This window comes from Aquisediminimonas profunda, from assembly GCF_019443285.1.
GTDB classification, from domain to species: domain Bacteria; phylum Pseudomonadota; class Alphaproteobacteria; order Sphingomonadales; family Sphingomonadaceae; genus Aquisediminimonas; species Aquisediminimonas profunda.
Genome location: NZ_CP080327.1, coordinates 2,393,077 through 2,410,063 on the forward strand (window position 1 = coordinate 2,393,077; position 16,987 = coordinate 2,410,063).

Genomic DNA, 16,987 nt, shown 5'->3' on the forward strand with positions numbered 1-16,987 from the left:
GACATGTCAGAACAAACCCTCAAGATGACCGCGCGCGATGTGTCGGTTTACTATGGCGACAAGAAAGCGATCGACTCTGTTTCGATCGATATCGCAACCGAGCATGTGACGGCCTTTATCGGTCCCTCAGGCTGCGGGAAATCGACCTTTCTTCGGGCTCTCAATCGTATGAATGATACAATTGCGAGCTGCCGCTTCGAAGGAACAATCACGCTGGACGGCGAAGACATCTACACGTCCGGAATGGACGTGGTGCAGTTGCGTGCCCGGGTAGGGATGGTGTTCCAGAAGCCCAATCCCTTTCCCAAGTCGATCTACGAGAATGTTGCTTATGGCCCGCGCATCCACGGCTTGACTGCGAACAAGAGCGAACTCGATGGTATAGTCGAAACATCGCTCAAGCGTGCTGGCTTGTGGGAAGAGGTCAAGGACCGCCTGAGTGAGAGTGGAACAGCACTTTCGGGTGGGCAGCAGCAGCGCCTTTGCATTGCTCGCGCCATCGCGGTTGATCCCGAAGTAATCCTGATGGACGAACCTTGTTCCGCGCTGGATCCAATTGCAACAGCGCGCATCGAAGAACTGATCGATGATTTGCGCGGCCGCTATGCCATCGTCATCGTGACCCACTCGATGCAGCAGGCTGCGCGCGTTTCACAGAGGACGGCATTCTTCCATCTTGGAAATCTGGTCGAGTATGGAGCGACCTCGGATATTTTCACCAATCCGCGTGAAACACGCACCAAGGATTATATCACCGGACGCTACGGCTAGGAGCGCATGTCATGAATGAACATACCGTCAAGTCTTTTGACGACGACATCAGCCAGCTGCGCGGGCTTATCGCGCAGATGGGGGGCCTTGCCGAAGTCGCAATCCAGGGCGCAATGGCAGCCTTGGTCCGCCACGACAGTGCCGCCGCGCAAAAGGTGGTCGAGGATGATCGCAAGATCGACGCGCTCGAAGCCGAAGTTGATCAACTCGCGGTCAAGATCATTGCGCTGCGTGCGCCGATGGCAGACGATTTACGCGAGGTGGTAGCGGCGCTCAAGATTTCCGGCGTCGTCGAACGGATCGGCGATTATGCCAAGAATATCGCAAAGCGATCGGCAGCCGTCGAAGGGCGTTCAAAGATCGAACCGTTGACCCTGTTGCCGGCAATGTCAGACATTGCGGCATCGATGGTTCATGATGTGCTGGATGCCTATGCAGCGCGCAATGCCGAGAAGGCCGCGGATGTGATTGCCCGTGATCAGAAGGTCGACAATTTCTACGACAGCATCTTTCGTAACCTTGTTTCACACATGATGGAAAACCCCACAACCATCTCAAGCGCTGCGCAATTGCTGTTCGTTGCCAAGAACCTCGAGCGCATTGGGGATCACGCAACCAACATTGCCGAAATGGTCCATTATGCAGCAACTGGAACGCATCCGGCCGAGCGCGAACGGGGCACCGGCGGACCGGCATGAGCAAGCCTCGCCTGTTGCTCGTCGAAGACGACACGGCGCTCGCTGAGCTGCTTCAGTGGCATTTCGAGCAGGAAGGTTATGACGTTGTCCGCACGCCGGACGGCGAAGAAGCGTTGCTACTGTCGAGAGAAGCGCCCCCAGACATTGTCTTGCTGGATTGGATGATCGAAGGCCTGTCCGGCATCGAAGTCTGCAGGCGCCTGCGCCGCGCTACCGATACAGCCAATGTTCCAATCATCATGCTGACAGCGCGCGGCGAAGAAGAAGATCGTATCCGCGGTCTGGAAACCGGGGCTGATGATTATGTCACCAAGCCCTTTTCGCCGCGGGAGCTCGTTGCCCGAGTCGCCGCAATCCTGCGTCGGATGCGTCCTGCGCTGGCAGGCCAATTGCTGGCCTATGGAGATCTGGAACTGGATACGGTTGCGCACAAGGCCCGCCGGGCAGGGCATCTGCTCCAGTTGGGACCAACAGAGTTCAGGCTGCTCCGTCATTTCCTCGAGCACCCGGGGCGCGTATTTTCGCGCGAACGCCTTCTTGATGCCGTCTGGGGCATGGACAGTGATATCGAACTGCGAACAGTCGACGTCCATATCCGGCGTCTTCGCAAGGCCGTGAACTTGCCGGGTATGCCCGACTTGATCAGAACCGTGCGATCAGCTGGCTACGCACTTGATCTCGATAAATAGACTCCACATTCGCCTTCGTTGGTGAACTGCTCAAAGCGCGCCGTTCGTCGTCAGTTACAACAGTTTGCATCCATTTTGGCGCAAACCGGGTTGTCCGCGTAACTGGAGAGCAGGACCGGACAAAAGCCGGGCTGGGGGATGTAATGCGATTGCTTGTTTGTGGTGGCCGTCACTTTGACGATCAACTGATGGTGGAAAATGCGCTTGCGCAACTCCATGCTGAAAATCCAGTCACTGTCCTCATCCATGGAGGACTTCCGGCATTGGGCAGCGCTGCCGAAAGCTGGGCGCGACGCAATGCTGTGCGTCTGGTCCGTTATCCCGCAAACTTTTCGCTTGGAAAGCGGGGTGACGTCGAGCGGGATGATTTCATGCTCGAAGATGGCCGACCGGATGGTCTGCTCGCGTTTCCGGGCGGCGCCCGGACCAAAAGGCTGCTCGCGCGCGCCAAGGATATCGGCATCAAGACGCTCCATGTAGAAGCATTGGCGACACGTAGCGAGATCGAGACATCGCTGGAACTGGTAGCAGCCTGAATCCCTAGAAACTCAGCATGATGATCACAGCGTCGCTATAGTTTCCAGTGGGCGGCAGGGGCGTGCCTTGCGGGATGAGACCTGAAATCGGAACGGACATGCCTTCGATGCCAGGCACATCCAGAGGGGTGCCGGGGATGATCGAGCCGGACTGACTCCATTCCGTACCATCGGGTTTCAATATCAGATAGGGAATCGTGGCGGCGCCATCGCTTCTGCGCATCTGGCGCGTGACCGGGCCACCACTCGTCGCTGGATTGTTACCTGTGCCCATTGAGATCGTGACATTCGGCAGGTTGGTGAGGCAGGACAACGTAATCAAGCCATCAGCGTTCTGACCGGCAACCGAGACCGAAGTGGTGCCAAAGTCGAGCTTCCGATTGATCAGGAAATCACATTGTGGCGCCAGTCTTGCTGCAATTGGCAGGTTGGCAAGTTCGCCTATCGCGTTGTTTGGCGGACCCCACAGGACTGGTCCGCAATTTCCGCCCTGATGAATCGACACCACAAAGCCGCTCAACAAATCGCCATAGTCGCCTGCATCCAGGCCTCTTCTGGTCAATGCCTCAAACTCCGTCACCAGCTTGAACTGATGTCGGAACGTCTGCTGGCCTGGCCCATTGGTCTGGATCATGACACTGTAGAGTGGTTTGAGCGCCGGGGTGAGCGCGTCAAGGACCTGCGGCTGGACGTTTGGAACATTGCCAGGCTCTGCAGTCAGGGCATAGTGAACGCGTGTATTGCCGACCACGCTGCGGGCTTGCCGGGTAACGCCATCCGGGTTGTTACCCAAGGGAGCGGAGAGGCAAAGGGTGACCAGCGCATTGCCGCGATTTGTGACATCGAATGTGCAGTTGAGCGAAATCGTCCGCTTGTCGGTTCGCTGACCCGCGGGGGTATTTGCCGATAGCGCCACGGGCAGAAGCGCTTCCAGTTCGGGAGTGCATTGCCAATTGTCCGTGGGCGCTGCCCGCGCCGGGGCAGGCAGGACAATTCCCCCGACAAGAAGCGTTACGGCAAGCAAGACCGAAATAAGCAGACGAGTGAAGTGTCGAGTCTGGGAGAGGTTTACTGGCATGTCACTGGCCCTATTCTTGGCTGTTCGGCATCCTTTTCCGCATAGGCGAAACTGCCCTTGCAAAGGCCGGCTTCGCCGCGGTCGATCGTGATTTCGTTGATTGGCTTGAGATCGCGCAGAAAGACTTCGCCATCATAGCCCATGACTTCAGGATCGAAGCCATCCCGCAGAACCTGTGTGCCAGGCGGAAACGGCTTGCCGTCCTTGTCGACGATCACGACAATCCCTGCAAAGACCTTTCGAACCCCAAAGTCGATCAGGGCGCCGTTGCGCCGCGACGTCACGATATTGAATTCTGTTCCATTGCGCGCTTCGAAATCGGTCGGCAGCCGTGTCGGGTCCAGGCTGATGCGTGTTTCATCAAAGGCTTCGAGTTCAGGCAGCAATGCGTTGCCGTTCTTGTCAGACCGCGCAATGCGCCGGCCGTTCTGGAGGATTTCGGCTCCCGGTCCCGCATTCTTGATGAGGGCAAAACTCTCCCCGATACGGTTGGCCGGGAAAAGGCGCTTGTCGGCAAACAGGATTGCGCCTTCTGCCGCAAGCTGCCCGCGAACATTTCCGCGGCTCTGGTCGATGGACGTTGAAAGCAGGACCTGGGGAAGGCGATAGTCGAGGCGGCCCGAACGCGTCGCATTGCCCTCATCGTCTCCGCGTTGCGAGAGCGAATAGCCAAGCTGATTCTGTCGCCCCGCATTGAACCCATTGACTGTCACAGCGTAAGTGTTGCGCCCCGGAACATGATCGCCCCCGACGGTTGCCGTTGCAAAGGATCCGAGCCGGATGTTGAGATTGATCCGTGCCGAGATCGCATTGTTCCGTTCGAGGTCGACAAGCATGGTGCCGTTGAGTGACAGGCGATCATTGATCCTGCGCGTGAAGCCGGCACTGGCCGTGCGGGTCTTTCCAAAGCCAAGGTTCAACCGGTTGTAGGCAAGGTCGATCGTCGTCGGATCGAACGGAAGCTGGAAAAAGATACCCGCACGATCGATGCTTTCCTTGGCCCGCCGCAATTGAAAACCGGCGGGAGACACACTCAAGCCCCGGATCGTGGTAACATCGCCCAGCGTGGTGTACGTCCCGAATTCCCGCACGATCGAGGCAAAGCCACTGATCCCGCCCAGGCCGACCTGATAGTCAAGCGTCGCCCGTGCGCCATCCTTCCCCTTGAAGCGGCTCGCGCTGAGCGATCCGTTGAGTGAACCGAAATAGCCGAGCGCCGCAGCAAAGCCGCCTCCGCCGTTGATCAGTCCGCCACCGGCCTCGGCATGTCCCTCAATCGTGAACCGGTCGGTCAGCCCGTATCGCACCGCCGCGGATGTTGCCAGGAAGTCGAGATAATTCCCCAATGTGCTGGAGCCACCGAGCCGCGGAAAGCCGAGCTCGAACGAGTATTCGGAAACCCCATGTCGCAGCAGGCCTGGCGCATAATAATAGGGCTTTGAAATGCGCGTTTGACGGCCTGAAAGGTCTGTCGTGACCACACTCAACGTCCGGCCACTCAGTTGGGGCAGGGACTGCAGGACGAATGGTCCACGCGGGACATTGGTGGAAAACACCTTCAGGCTGTCCACATAGAGATCGACTGCGGAGGGCAGGGCAGCGCTCGCCGCGAACTGGGGAAGCGGACCGCGGAAAATGTCCGGTCGTTGCTGGAAATTGCTCTGGACCTGAAACCCGCCAAGCCGCACCGCGTCCGAAAAGCCCACCGCGCCTGTGATCACGTCCCCCAAGGCATAGGTGCGCACCTTGTAAGGGTCTTCGAGACGCGCAACAGTCTCTCCACGGACAAAGCCGACCCCCGTTCCGAATGTCGCGCTGTTGACCAGTTGCGCAAAGCGGTTGGACACGACCAGGACCGCATCCCCGTCGAGCGTGTCCCTGCCAACGCCGGAGAGTGCGCTACTCGCAAGCAGCCTGTAGTTGAGCTGAACGTTTGGCTGCGTGCTCAGTTTCGAGAGGTCGACCTTGTCTCGCGGCTTTGTGACGGCAAGTTCCAGCGGCACGCGCAACGGATCCGGCACGTCGAGTGCAAGGCCCTGGCTGGCTTCGTCATATCTTGCGGTAACACCCGGCAGGCTCGACAATGCGACATAGTCTGCATCCGGTATGTTCGACGGCACCTTGATGCGGGCAGACCTCAAATCGGCGGCCGTGATGCTGAATGCCCCGGTTTCACTCCGCTGCACGGCAAAGATTTCGCTTTGCGCTTCGTCATTCACGCTTGGAGAGAGGGCCAGAACCTGTGTCCCGGTTCCGGGTGTCTCCGGTACGTCGCTGGCCGCGACAAGGTTGTTCGACGCAACAACATCAAGGCAGCCGGACGCACCGGGCGCGCAGGCCATGCCCAGAACATCCGGATCATAATCCAGACGGGGCGGTGGATAGGCCAGGCTGTCATCGCTGAATGCGGCGGGATCGATCGGCAGGCGCGGTGTTGCAGCAACAGCTGCGCCACCCGGCAAGGCGGAACCTGCCATTGTGCCCAAAGCTGTCGACAGGAGCCTGAGCCGACGCACCATGTCAATTCCCCCGCTCTGTCTCTCAGGGGGTCGAAATCGCAACTTGCTGGCGCACGGCAAATGGCGTGCCCTTGGCCGCACTGACGGTCACCTGCGTGCCGACTGGATATGTCGGCGCGCCCGGTTCCGATTCATAGGTCAGGGTCGATCCGGTCAGGACATAGGCCCCCGATCCGGTTGCAGAGATCTTGGTCGAACCCGATGGCCCGTCGACTGTGAAGTCCGTTAGCTTGAGGTGAAGATTGCCCTTGTTGCTGGCGCGGACGTGGAGCTTGCCGCCTTCGTTCCAGACGCGCCATTCCACACTGGGCTTCGCTGCCGCATCGCTGAAAAAGGCCGGGATGGAGGCGCGAAGCAGCAACTGAACGCCGCTTGATCCGGTACGCGGATCGATTGGCGGCGGAAGCTCGTCGATCAGCAGGCGATAACTCTCTTCCCCAGCGACGGGCGCGGGGGCAACCCGCGCGACGCGCAGCGTGTATTTGGCGCCCGGCGGGATCAGGGCGACGGGCGGGCTGGCGACAACGTCGCGCGTGGGTTCAAGCACGTCCTTCCCGTCCACCTGCGTCCATTTGAAGATACGGATCTGGACGCGGGTTGGCACATCGCTGTTGTTGATCAGGCTCATATTCCCAGCCTTGGCCGGCCCCTGCACATCGACACCGACAGGGCTGAAGGTGAGCGAGGCGGCAAAGGATGGCGCAAATGCCGTGGAGGTTACGGCGGCAAAGAGCGTTGCCTTGGCAAAGCAACGGACAGCCGAATTTGGTTTAAAAGTCATGAAGTGTTCAATTCGTCAGAAAAATAGATTAACAGTCAAAAAGTCGCGATAAGTTCCGGCGGGAATACCATTCGAAAAAAGCGGAACACCAACACGGCCATACAAGTCGACGCTGGTAATGTCCTGAGTGCTGTCTGCTTGAACCGTCGCAGTGACCGTATCACTTGGTAGAAATTGTACGCCACTTGTGCGGCTGGGGTTTTTGTAGACATTGTAAGTGATACCTTGGGTCGAAGCAGAATTGTTCAAGGTCATCAGGTATTGGGGCCCCAATGGGTGGCTGCTGCTCAGCTGAATGCCAACCGAACTTGTGCCGGGCCCATTTGGATTTCCGGCCGGCCTGCAGGTAATCAAAACTTTCCCGTCGGCATCAATGTTCAGCACTTGCCCGCCCGGGCCCCTTGGAAAGCCGCCAGCGCTGGTGAGGGTGATCCTGCCGAAATTCATCGGAACTGTGCTGGCGGTGCAGTCGGTCGTATTGGCGCCGAGCGTTTGCGCGCCGCCATTCGTCTGGGGGCCGGTGCTGGTCGTTCGGCTGCCCACCTGCATTTGGACAGTGAGTCCGCCGGAAAGGACAGCCTGGGCACTGGCCGGGAGCGGAACGAACGGCAGAACACAGGCGACTGCCGAGGCCAAAGCACGGATGGCCAAGCGGTTTGCTCCAAGAGCCAATTGCCCGGGCTTCGCCAGATCTGACGGCAGCCGGAATTGGATTCTTGATGCAATCATGTCCTCAAACCTTGGGTGCTGTCTCTCTTCTTTTGCCGTTTGCATCGCCTTTTCCCGCTCCCAATGGTCTGATCGTGGCCACTCCAATCCAAAAAGACCTGTTTGGAGGTGATGCTTCAGGCAAACGGCTGGTTCACCGGCGCAATCGGGTCAGTAGTTGACCTGCAAGCGCAAGGAGTCACCATAGGTGCCTTCTTTGAGATCCTGACCCTCAGCAACTCGGCCATAGACTTGGATATCGTTTCTTCCGCCATTGAGGCCGCTGGGAAGCGCATCCGGAACCAGGTCATAGAATTGATTTGGCAGCAGGGGGTTCGCGCGTCCGGAATCGATGTAGATGTTGTATTCCACAAAACTCGTCGAATCTGCCGTGGTACTAGCCAGTCGCCGCTGGTTCCCAAGGGCATTGGCGCCCGCATCAAACGAGATTTGGGGAGACAGTGTGCTACCGGTGCAGTTGAGCACAATATCGGCGCCGAACCCGCCGGCAGTCGATCCATCGATTGGTGAGCGGTTGATACCTGAATCCTGATTACCGAAATCCAGCACGCCGTTGCTTCCGGCACTGCCGCCCGCCAAGTTGTTCGGTTCTTTGCCACCGCCGCTCGCAAGGGTGCAATTGTTGGCGACAGTCATGGTGACGTCGAGCGTCCCGGATGCCGTCCCGGCAAAAGCCTGAGACGTCATGCCGAAAAGCCCGACTGCTCCAACAATCAGCAGATTACGCATGTGCAATCTCCCCATCCCCCGGTCGAAGATCAGAACGTGACCGTTAGCGGGACAACGTCGGTGTAGGTGCCCTGATCAATCGTGCCCGTAGGTATACGGCCATAAATCACTTCTGTGTTCGCCCCTGCCGTGAGGGCTGGAATTGTCACGGGCGTGTTAATCGGAAATGGCGTTGTACGTCCTGCATCTTTGAAAAGAGCATAAGGAATGAAGCGATCGACGCCACCTACGGTGGCTTTCAGCGCGCGAGAGCCGCTCACAAGATTTGCCGACGCGCCAATTGCGAGCGTTGGTGAGGATGCGCTGCCATCACAATTAATCTGCAGTGTGGCACCGGTATCAGCATCTAGGGGAGACGTCAGCGTCTGGGCAGGTACCGTACCAAAATCGAGCAGGGCATTTCCGCCGCCAGCGCCAATCGTGCATGTGGTCACGACGTTCAACGTCGATGTCAGGGTTCCACTTGCCGTGCCGGCGAACGCCGGAGTGACCGAAGCCATTGCGGCGACAGCAGCAAGCCCGGAAATAATCTGTCTTTTCATAGTCTTCCTCCTATTTTCCCCGCAGGGTCTCAAAATGTGACGGTGGCCTTGACGGCATCCGCATAGGTGCCAATCGGCATGAACGTCCCGAGTGGAATCCGGCCATAGAGCGTGAACGTAGATGTCCCCGCGGGAAGCCCCCCCGGGATGCTCTGAAAAATGGTCGGGTCGAATTTGGTCGTGCGACCCGCATCCTGGTAAAGGTCGTAGGGGACATAGGTGGTTGTGGCCCCGACACGCAATCGCCGCTGGGTACCGCTCAAATTATTCCCGCCGTCCACATTGATGGTCGACGTCGGCGATGCCCCGGCGCACGTGACCGTCAGCCCGGTGGAGGCAGCATCAATGTTGGACGTTGCCGTACCCGTGATCCGGGTACCAAAATCCAGTGTGCCGGACCCATTGAATGTGCAGCTATTGTCAATGACCAGCGTGACAGCGACCGAAGCGGGCGGTGATGTGCCCGCATGGGCCGGCACCGCAAATGACAGGGTGCCAAGGGCAGCCGCGCATATGGCAGCGGATTTCGGGATCGTGCTCTTCCAGTTCATTGCATGCTTCCTGAGAAATGCGTGCCGACCGCACGCTGCGAGAGTTCGACACGCCTGCCTGCAGCGCCATTTGAAAGGCTGATGCCGCTTGTGGTCATCCGGGCAGGGACCTTGAGTCGCCAGGGGCGCGACACTGTGGGGCGTCCACAATGATATCCCTGCAACCATAGCGCGCCGGCTTCGGTTGCGATCTGCGCATCGCTTGCGCACTCAATGCCTTCGACAATGACTGTGGCGCCAAAACTCGCCGCAAGTCCGATCATGTGCTCCAGCGCCTTGGGCCCAAGCGGCGCTGTCCTGGCATTGTGAATGAAGTATCCGTCGATCTTCACAACATCAGGCGCCAGAGTGAGAATGGACCGGATGGCCGCATGACCAACCCCAAAATCATCCAGTGCGATCTTGCAACCGAGCCTTCGCAGACGCCTCAGAAAGCTGACCGCCTCCGCCACCGAACCTGGTTGGGCTGTCTCGGTCACCTCAATGAAGAGCCGACGGGCGATTCTTGGAGATTGCTCCAGGTCGGCAAGTATCTCAGTCCACCAGAAATCGTCGGTCAGGCTCAATGCAGAGACATTGACGCCCAGTGAGATCAGGGCTTCATTGCGCAGCTCCTCGATAGCCCTGGCCATCACATGGCGATCAAGCGCGCGGATCAGACCAAGGCGCTCAAGCGCGCCAACCGACGCTGCGGCCGACTCTGCCAAAGCATTTGGCGCGTCTGGCCCCGAAGGCTCGGCGCGGATCAGGCATTCGTGGTAAAGGGTTGTCGCGGGATTTTGCGACGCGCCAACAGGCTGCCAGGCAAGGACCAGCCGGTCCTCCGTCATGGCTTCGAAAAGGTTGACGGCCAACGCCATATCTGCGCGGTAGCGCCGACACCAAGCGTCGTCAGGGAACGCTGGATTGCCGTGAACGGTCGGCGAGACCTTGTGTGCGCAGTTTTCCGTGCCACCCGTGGGAGCAAGCGATACGAAAAGGTGAAAGCGCTGGCCGTCATACGCAACCGGGATCTCGCTCAGCTGGCGGAGCACATATTCCGCCGAACCAAGTGCATCCTGGTCACGTAACTCAAAATTCAGAAAGCATTCGACGTGATTGGCAGCGGCTACAGCCGCACCTTGGCCATAGGCTGCTGCAATCTCGTCAAGATTGAGGATGTGCAGGGCGAGTCCGGATTCGGCAGGAACACGGGCGCGCTCGGCGTCGCAAGGGGCAACGCCCTTCTCGCCAAACGCGTCTTCGCGTTCCATCCTGACCGCCTTCATTCCCATAGAAGAGAACTCCCCAAGCCCGAATCAAATTCCGGACTTGAGACGGAATAACCAAAAGTGTATCAGTCACTTTCCAGGCCCCGAGCGCCCGGTCTTTTTTGGTCAATCCACACACCGACAAAGACGAAGGTCGCAAGCAAATCATGTCCTGGACAATGTTCAACCTCGATGGTCAGCGGAAATATCTGACCCAATCCGAAACCCGCCGCTTTCTTCAGGAGGCGCGGCGTGATGACTCTGCAGTTCATTGCTTCTGCTGGGTGATCGCCGTGACCGGCTGCCGCATTTCGGAAGCCTTGGCGCTGACGCCAGCCAATATCGATTTTGAAGAAAGAATTATTGTTTTTGAGTGCCTTAAGAAAAGAAGGCGCCACATTTATCGGTCAATTCCGGTGCCAACGGGCCTGTTGCACGCGCTGCGCATTGTGCTCCGCACAGGCAGAATCCAGATGACCGAACGGATATGGCCATGGTCACGCATGACCGGTTACAGGCGGGTGCGAGAAGTGATGGAACGGGCCCATCTCGCGGGAACGCATGCGAGCCCCAAGGGCTTGCGGCACGGTTTTGGCGTCAGTGCGATCCAGTCCGGCGTGCCCCTCAATATGGTGCAACGCTGGCTTGGCCATGCCGACATGAAGACCACTGCAATCTACACAAGTGCGATGGGACCGGAGGAAAGGGACATCGCAGCACGCATGTGGGGTCGTGCGTTTGAGACAAATGAGACGGGCAGTTCAACGGCCATGCGCGGGCGATCGCCTGCGCCGGTTCGGCTATCAGAAAGCAATCAAAAAACCGTGGTGAAAGAGAGGGTTACGTTGAATTTTCAGGGTTCCCGGAGGACAGAAAGACTGAATTCTCTTGCCGGAGTAACGGCGGGCTCCGGCTAAATAGTCCGAGGCTTTGTTACAGAAAACGCTTGCCTCATGATACAATATTGGTTATTTTGTAACACAAATTGTTGAGCGTTTTCATGATGTTATCCCCTTAATGCCGGTTTGCTTACGAACAGGCTGTTGGGACGTTTAGCGTATTTTTGTAAAAATACATATAAATTCGCATCCGAATGCTTACCGCATGCGTATATTAGTGCCGTTTTGGTGGAACCAACCTAGGTCACGCGCTTGATTTCGGCATGTTGGGCAAGGCGCCAAGTCCCCGATGCCATGATTCCTGCGAGGATGTCCACTGCCTGCCAGATATCTTCAAAACGGATGTAGAGCGGCGTCAGGCCGAAGCGCAGAACGTCGGGGGCGCGAAAATCTCCAATCACGCCCTGCGCGATCAGCGCATTCATGATGGCAGAGGCCTGTGGGTGGGCGAAGCCGATATGGCTGCCCCTGTGTTCGGCCCGGTCTGGCGAAATCAGCGCAAAGTCGGGACAGCGCGCTGCCATCAGGTCTGCAAACATTTGGAACAGTCGCTGTGACTTACCAAACAGGGCATGCTGATCAACTTCAAGCATGAGGTCCACGCCCGCTTCCAGCGCGGCAAGGCTGAGGATCGGGGGCGTACCCGCCAGGAAACGGTCAATACCAGGCGCGGGCACATAGGCATCGTCAAAAGCAAAGGGGTTTGCGTGCCCCATCCAGCCGCGAATGGGAGAGATCATCTCCGGTTGCAGGTCCCTGGCGATATAGAGGAAGGCTGGCGCTCCAGGCCCGCCGTTCAGATATTTATAGCCGCAGCCAACGGCCAGTTCGACTCCGTCGGCATGAAGGTCAAGCGGAACGGCACCGATACTATGGCTCAGGTCCCAGATGACGCGTGCTCCAACTGCGCGCGCCCGCTCCGTGACCGATTTGATGTCATGACGGAAGGCTGTGCGATAGTGCACATGGCAAAGCACAATTGTTGCCGTGTCAGGTCCGATCGCCTCAACGATCTGATTGGATGGGACCGCAACAAGCCGCTTTCCGAACATCTTTGCAACCCCGTCAGCGATATGCAGGTCCGTTGGGAAATTCCCCATTTCTGTTACGACGTCGCGGCGATCCGAATTCATCTGGACGAGTGCCGTGAGCAGCTTGAACAGGTTGACCGATGTGGAATCCGCAACGATCACTTCACCGGGGTGTGCTCCGATGAGTGACGCAATCTTGTCGCCAATGCGGGCTGGAGCCCCGATCCAGTCATGGTCGTTCCAGCTGTTGATAAGCGAACGCCCCCATTGGCCTTGGACGGTGTCGGCCACTATGCCCGGCGTCGCGATAGGAAGAGCGCCGAGCGAATTGCCGTCGAGGTAGATGACGCCATCCGGCAAGCAGAAACTCTGCCTGCGATGGGGAAAGGGATCACTCCGATCAAGCGTCCGGGCGTCCTCAAGGGTTATGGCGGTCGACCCCATTTAGTCTTCAGGCTGTCCGAGCGCACGGCGGATCTCGGCGAGTTCGGCCGCCCAGGAGGCTGTCCCTGGTGCAATCAGTTCAACATGACCTTCATCCGGCACGGTTACGCGGCGCACGTCTGTTCCATGCAGTTTCGCCTTGGCGGCATAATTCTCCGCAAAGATTGGCGGCGCTATTCTGTCGCGCGTTGCATTCACAAGTATCTGAGGCGTTCCAAAGGGGAACATGGCCACAGGTGATGTGTCGACATAGACATTGGGCCGCTCATTGCTTGCCATTCCGACAAGCTTTCGCACGGGTTCGGCATCACAAGTGTCGCCCGGCGGACTTTGGGCGGCTTCGAGGTCGGGCAATCCGCCAATGCTGATGGCTGCAGCGATCGGAAGTGGCCTTTCATGGAACAATGGGCTCATCTTCGGAATCCGGCTTCGGGCCGCAAGCCAAAGCGCGAGATGTCCTCCCGCCGAATGACCAAAGGCCACCACCCGTCCGGTTTCGAGATGATAGTGCGGACCATGTTTGCCGAGCGCATCGGCCGCTGCCGCCACATCGAGAAAGGTCCCCGGAAAGCCGCCACCGTTCCGGTCGACCCCGCGATACTCGATATTCCAGACTGCAATGCCGCGCGTGCGAAGATCATCAGCGATGTAATTCATGATGCTCGCATCGGCGATGTCGGTTTGCCAGCACCCGCCGTGTACCATGAGGACAACAGGGTGGGGGGCCTTACCCCTTGGTAACCAGAGGTCGGCAAACTGCAGCGGGTCAGGTCCATAGATTATCCTGACGTCAGCCTTGGGTCGCGGCCGATCAAGCAGGTCAGACCACTGCATCGTCCCGCCGCTGGCTGCTCCTATGCCGGCAATCGAAACAAACGTAGCACAGAGCCCCGCCAGCCATTTTTGCACTCTCATCCGCATGGGCGGGCCAATCCTTCTCGCTAGTGCCGGGCTGGCAAGACGTTCACCAGCACAGGACACCAATTAATACGCCAATTGGCAAGGGCTGGATGTTTCTTTCTGCTCGACAGCCTTGCAGAACCGGATCGAGCGCGCGCAAAGTCTCAGGACGATTGCTGGAAAAGGAGGGAAGCTCCCAAATCTCCCGTTTCTACTGGGCCGCAAACAAGGCTCTCGTTAGCGATTCTATCACCCAGCTCTTTGCCTGACAGCCATGCACATTCGACGCGAGGCCCGATCAGCCAGTCCCCGCAAACGCCGAGGCCAATGTCAGGGTTAAAAAGGGCGCGCTTGTCGGAGCCGGACGAAAGCGCGTATCTCCAGCGATGAGCGGCGCTGCACACTATTTCAGGCAAGGTCGCACCAATCGACTTCTGCAGCGCAATTAGAAGCGCCGACTCGATACGGGCAGGATCTTCCTCCAGATGTTCGCGAGACCAGGTTGGATTGGCCTGGACGACCCAGCATTCTGCAGCGCCGCGATCCGGCTTGGCATTGTTTCTGGCAGCCCAGGCAATCGGTCCGGAATCCTTCAGGATATTGTTGGCAAACGGAAGGCGGCTTGCGAATGCAAACATCGCAGACCAGCATGGCTGCGACCGGGCCTCCAGAGCAGCGCGTGCCATTGCGAAATCATGCAGCGAAAGCATCGGTGCTGCTTGCTCCGATGGAGTGGCGATCACCATGGTATCGAAAGGACCGCGCGTTCCGTGTTCGCCCGATATCCACCAGCCGCTGTGTTCCCTGAATAATCCTTTGACCAGAAAGCCGTATTCAACGCGATGCCGGGAAGCCATGTCGCGGATCACGGCATTCATTCCGGGCAATCCGACCCAAGCGTCAGCGCCGGCTTCTGGCCATGGCGCAGCGACAGTCCGCAACGACCAGTCCGCTGCAAGCTTTGAAAACTCCCGATCCCTTACCGTGAAATATTGGGCTCCATGATCGAATGACATCGTGCCCGCGTCGCATTCAAGTCGGCGGGTGGACATTCTGCCGCCCGCACCGCGTGCCTTGTCAAAAAGTATTACCTCATGATCCCGCCGGGAGAGCGCATCTGCGCAGGAAAGGCCGGCCATGCCGGCACCAACAATGCCAATCCGCATGAAATCCGGGCCAGCCTAGCAGCGACCCATGAGTGAAAGAACTTCCTTGCGGCTACTCGCATCTTCCAGGAAGCAACCGAGCAGGCGGCTTGTTACCATGCCAACGCCGGGTGTCTTCACGCCCCGCCCGGTCATGCAGCCATGCTGCGCCTCGATCACGACAGCAACGCCATGCGGCTTCAGGTTCTCCCAGATGCATTGTGCAACCTGCGAAGTCAGGCGCTCCTGTACCTGCAGCCGTTCGGCATAACCGTGCAACACGCGTGCAAGCTTCGAGATGCCCACCACCCGGTCACGGGGAAGATATGCAATGGATGCCTTCCCGACAATCGGCGCCATGTGATGCTCGCAATGGGACTGAAATGGTATGTCCTTGAGCAGGACAACTTCATCATAGCCGCCAACTTCTTCGAACGTGCGTGACAGATGCAGACCAGGGTCTTCGCGATACCCGCCGCAATATTCACGCCAGGCACGGCCAACACGGGCAGGCGTATCCAGAAGGCCCTCCCGATCTGGATCATCACCTGCCCAGCGCAGGAGCGTCCGGATGGCGTCTTGCACGTCATGCGGAACGGCAAGTTTTCCGTCTTCGCCAATGGCTTCAAAATCATGCGATTGGTAATTCATGCGACAGCCTTTCGCCGGGATCAGTTCTGCGTTGCAAACGCGCCGAGGAGCGCGATCACCAGGATTGCGAGTCCCTGGAAGAGGACGCGCTGCGACATCATCCGGTTTTGTTGAACGCCTCTCATAAGGACTGCGGCATCGGAGCCGTCTTTCAGCGCCTCGCCGTCCTTGTAAAATGCCATCAGGCCACGCACGAGCGCGGTTGCTGTTGCAACTGCGAAGGCCGCAATGAGAAGTGCAAAGAACCAGATCATTTGAGTTAAATGCGTTTTGGCGGCTCGCCGCACAACCTGCACTAAGGTGCATTGAGCATTCTGGTCAAAACTGGAATAGAACAGAATTATGGACCCCGCCGAGATGATTCAGTCTAGCCCGATTGCGGCCGTGGTCAGCAATCCTCGTTTGCCTGACAATCCCATCGTCGCGTGCAACGCTGCATTCTCGGAATTGACCGGGTACCAGCCCGACGAGATTATTGGACGCAATTGTCGATTTCTGAAAGGTGAGGATACCGAGCCCTGGCTGACTGACGCCCTGCGTACCGGCATCAGGAACAGGCAACCCGTTCTGGCTGAAATCCTGAACTACAAGAAGGACGGTACGCCGTTCCGCAATGCCGTGATGATTGCGCCCATTTTTGATGCAGCTGGCGAAATCGAGTATTTCCTCGGGTCTCAAGTAGAGATCAATGAAGATGCTGCGCGTGCCAATCAAAGCCGGCGGGATCAGGCACTGTCCCAGGTCGACAACCTGTCGCGGCGCCAACGCGAAATCCTGCTCCATATGGCCGCTGGCAAGCTCAACAAGCAAATTGCCTATGAACTGGGCTTGAGTGAACGGACTGTGAAGATGCACAAATCGGCCGTTCTTTCGGCCTTGGGGGTCCGAACCACCGCAGATGCGATTCGCATCGCGATTGAGGCGGGATTCTAGAAAACCTGCCCCAACGTGCATCTTTGCATAACCAGCCGCTCTGTTATCTCGACAACAGACGGCTGTCCTTCCCTATCTGGCCGTCCTACTGCAGCCCGGGCCTGACGCCTC

Annotated in this window: 19 protein-coding genes; 6 read left to right on the forward strand and 13 right to left on the reverse strand. The window is 58.2% G+C overall.

Going from position 1 to position 16,987, the window contains the following annotated elements; translation table 11 throughout:
* Positions 1–3: 3 nt before the first annotated feature.
* The 4 genes from pstB (at position 4) to K0O24_RS11905 (ending at position 2,694) form a co-directional block, all read left to right on the forward strand.
* Positions 4–771 carry a phosphate ABC transporter ATP-binding protein PstB gene (gene pstB / locus K0O24_RS11890; RefSeq protein ID WP_219892954.1) on the forward strand — a complete coding sequence of 256 codons (768 nt, stop codon included), beginning with the start codon at positions 4–6 and terminating at the stop codon, positions 769–771.
* A gap of 11 nt (positions 772–782) precedes the next feature.
* Positions 783–1,469: a phosphate signaling complex protein PhoU gene (gene phoU / locus K0O24_RS11895; protein WP_219892955.1), complete on the forward strand. Its 687-nt coding sequence runs from the start codon at positions 783–785 to the stop codon at positions 1,467–1,469.
* Positions 1,466–2,158: a phosphate regulon transcriptional regulator PhoB gene (gene phoB, locus K0O24_RS11900; RefSeq protein WP_219892956.1), complete on the forward strand. Its 693-nt coding sequence runs from the start codon at positions 1,466–1,468 to the stop codon at positions 2,156–2,158. The genes phoU and phoB overlap by 4 nt, the downstream gene beginning before the upstream one ends.
* A gap of 143 nt (positions 2,159–2,301) precedes the next feature.
* Positions 2,302–2,694: a DUF2493 domain-containing protein gene (locus K0O24_RS11905; protein WP_219892957.1), complete on the forward strand. Its 393-nt coding sequence runs from the start codon at positions 2,302–2,304 to the stop codon at positions 2,692–2,694.
* Between the two features lie 4 nt (positions 2,695–2,698).
* Here the strand turns inward: K0O24_RS11905 and K0O24_RS11910 are convergent, their stop codons facing one another.
* From K0O24_RS11910 to K0O24_RS11945, 8 genes are all read right to left on the reverse strand, one after another.
* Entirely contained in the window at positions 2,699–3,772 is a 1,074-nt protein-coding gene (locus K0O24_RS11910) for a spore coat protein U domain-containing protein (RefSeq protein WP_219892958.1), read from the reverse strand.
* Entirely contained in the window at positions 3,763–6,291 is a 2,529-nt protein-coding gene (locus tag K0O24_RS11915) for a fimbria/pilus outer membrane usher protein (protein ID WP_219892959.1), read from the reverse strand. The genes K0O24_RS11910 and K0O24_RS11915 overlap by 10 nt, the downstream gene beginning before the upstream one ends.
* Before the next feature lie 22 nt (positions 6,292–6,313).
* Complete coding sequence (locus K0O24_RS11920; protein ID WP_219892960.1) at positions 6,314–7,072, reverse strand: fimbrial biogenesis chaperone; 759 nt, start codon at positions 7,070–7,072, stop codon at positions 6,314–6,316.
* A gap of 15 nt (positions 7,073–7,087) precedes the next feature.
* On the reverse strand, positions 7,088–7,801 hold the full coding sequence (locus K0O24_RS11925; RefSeq protein ID WP_219892961.1) for a spore coat protein U domain-containing protein: 714 nt from the start codon (positions 7,799–7,801) through the stop codon (positions 7,088–7,090).
* A gap of 150 nt (positions 7,802–7,951) precedes the next feature.
* Positions 7,952–8,530 (reverse strand): Csu type fimbrial protein, encoded by a 579-nt coding sequence (locus K0O24_RS11930; RefSeq protein WP_219892962.1) that lies wholly within the window; start codon positions 8,528–8,530, stop codon positions 7,952–7,954.
* Positions 8,531–8,559: 29 nt separating this feature from the next.
* Entirely contained in the window at positions 8,560–9,072 is a 513-nt protein-coding gene (locus K0O24_RS11935; protein WP_219892963.1) for a Csu type fimbrial protein, read from the reverse strand.
* Positions 9,073–9,101: 29 nt separating this feature from the next.
* Positions 9,102–9,623: a Csu type fimbrial protein gene (locus K0O24_RS11940; RefSeq protein WP_219892964.1), complete on the reverse strand. Its 522-nt coding sequence runs from the start codon at positions 9,621–9,623 to the stop codon at positions 9,102–9,104.
* On the reverse strand, positions 9,620–10,897 hold the full coding sequence (locus K0O24_RS11945) for an EAL domain-containing protein (protein ID WP_219892965.1): 1,278 nt from the start codon (positions 10,895–10,897) through the stop codon (positions 9,620–9,622). Before K0O24_RS11945 ends, K0O24_RS11940 begins: the two co-directional genes overlap by 4 nt.
* 155 nt (positions 10,898–11,052) lie before the next feature.
* Between K0O24_RS11945 and K0O24_RS11950 the strand changes: the two genes are divergently transcribed.
* On the forward strand, positions 11,053–11,790 hold the full coding sequence (locus K0O24_RS11950) for a tyrosine-type recombinase/integrase (protein WP_219895610.1): 738 nt from the start codon (positions 11,053–11,055) through the stop codon (positions 11,788–11,790).
* Between the two features lie 221 nt (positions 11,791–12,011).
* Here the strand turns inward: K0O24_RS11950 and kynU are convergent, their stop codons facing one another.
* The 5 genes from kynU to K0O24_RS11975 all read right to left on the reverse strand — a co-directional run bounded on the left by kynU (position 12,012) and on the right by K0O24_RS11975 (position 16,197).
* Positions 12,012–13,247, reverse strand: a complete 1,236-nt coding sequence (gene kynU / locus K0O24_RS11955; protein ID WP_219892966.1) for a kynureninase — start codon at positions 13,245–13,247, stop codon at positions 12,012–12,014.
* Positions 13,248–14,168 carry an alpha/beta hydrolase family protein gene (locus K0O24_RS11960; RefSeq protein WP_246610978.1) on the reverse strand — a complete coding sequence of 307 codons (921 nt, stop codon included), beginning with the start codon at positions 14,166–14,168 and terminating at the stop codon, positions 13,248–13,250.
* A gap of 143 nt (positions 14,169–14,311) precedes the next feature.
* Positions 14,312–15,313 (reverse strand): NAD(P)/FAD-dependent oxidoreductase, encoded by a 1,002-nt coding sequence (locus tag K0O24_RS11965; RefSeq protein ID WP_219892967.1) that lies wholly within the window; start codon positions 15,311–15,313, stop codon positions 14,312–14,314.
* A gap of 15 nt (positions 15,314–15,328) precedes the next feature.
* Positions 15,329–15,943, reverse strand: coding sequence for a GTP cyclohydrolase I FolE (gene folE, locus K0O24_RS11970; protein ID WP_219892968.1), 615 nt, complete (start codon positions 15,941–15,943; stop codon positions 15,329–15,331).
* Between the two features lie 20 nt (positions 15,944–15,963).
* Complete coding sequence (locus K0O24_RS11975; RefSeq protein WP_219892969.1) at positions 15,964–16,197, reverse strand: HIG1 domain-containing protein; 234 nt, start codon at positions 16,195–16,197, stop codon at positions 15,964–15,966.
* Positions 16,198–16,300: 103 nt separating this feature from the next.
* On the opposite strand from K0O24_RS11975, the gene K0O24_RS11980 reads away from it, so the two are divergent.
* The gene (locus tag K0O24_RS11980; RefSeq protein WP_219892970.1) at positions 16,301–16,876 is read left to right on the forward strand and encodes a LuxR C-terminal-related transcriptional regulator; all 576 of its coding nucleotides are present in this window, start codon (positions 16,301–16,303) and stop codon (positions 16,874–16,876) included.
* Positions 16,877–16,987: the final 111 nt, after the last annotated feature.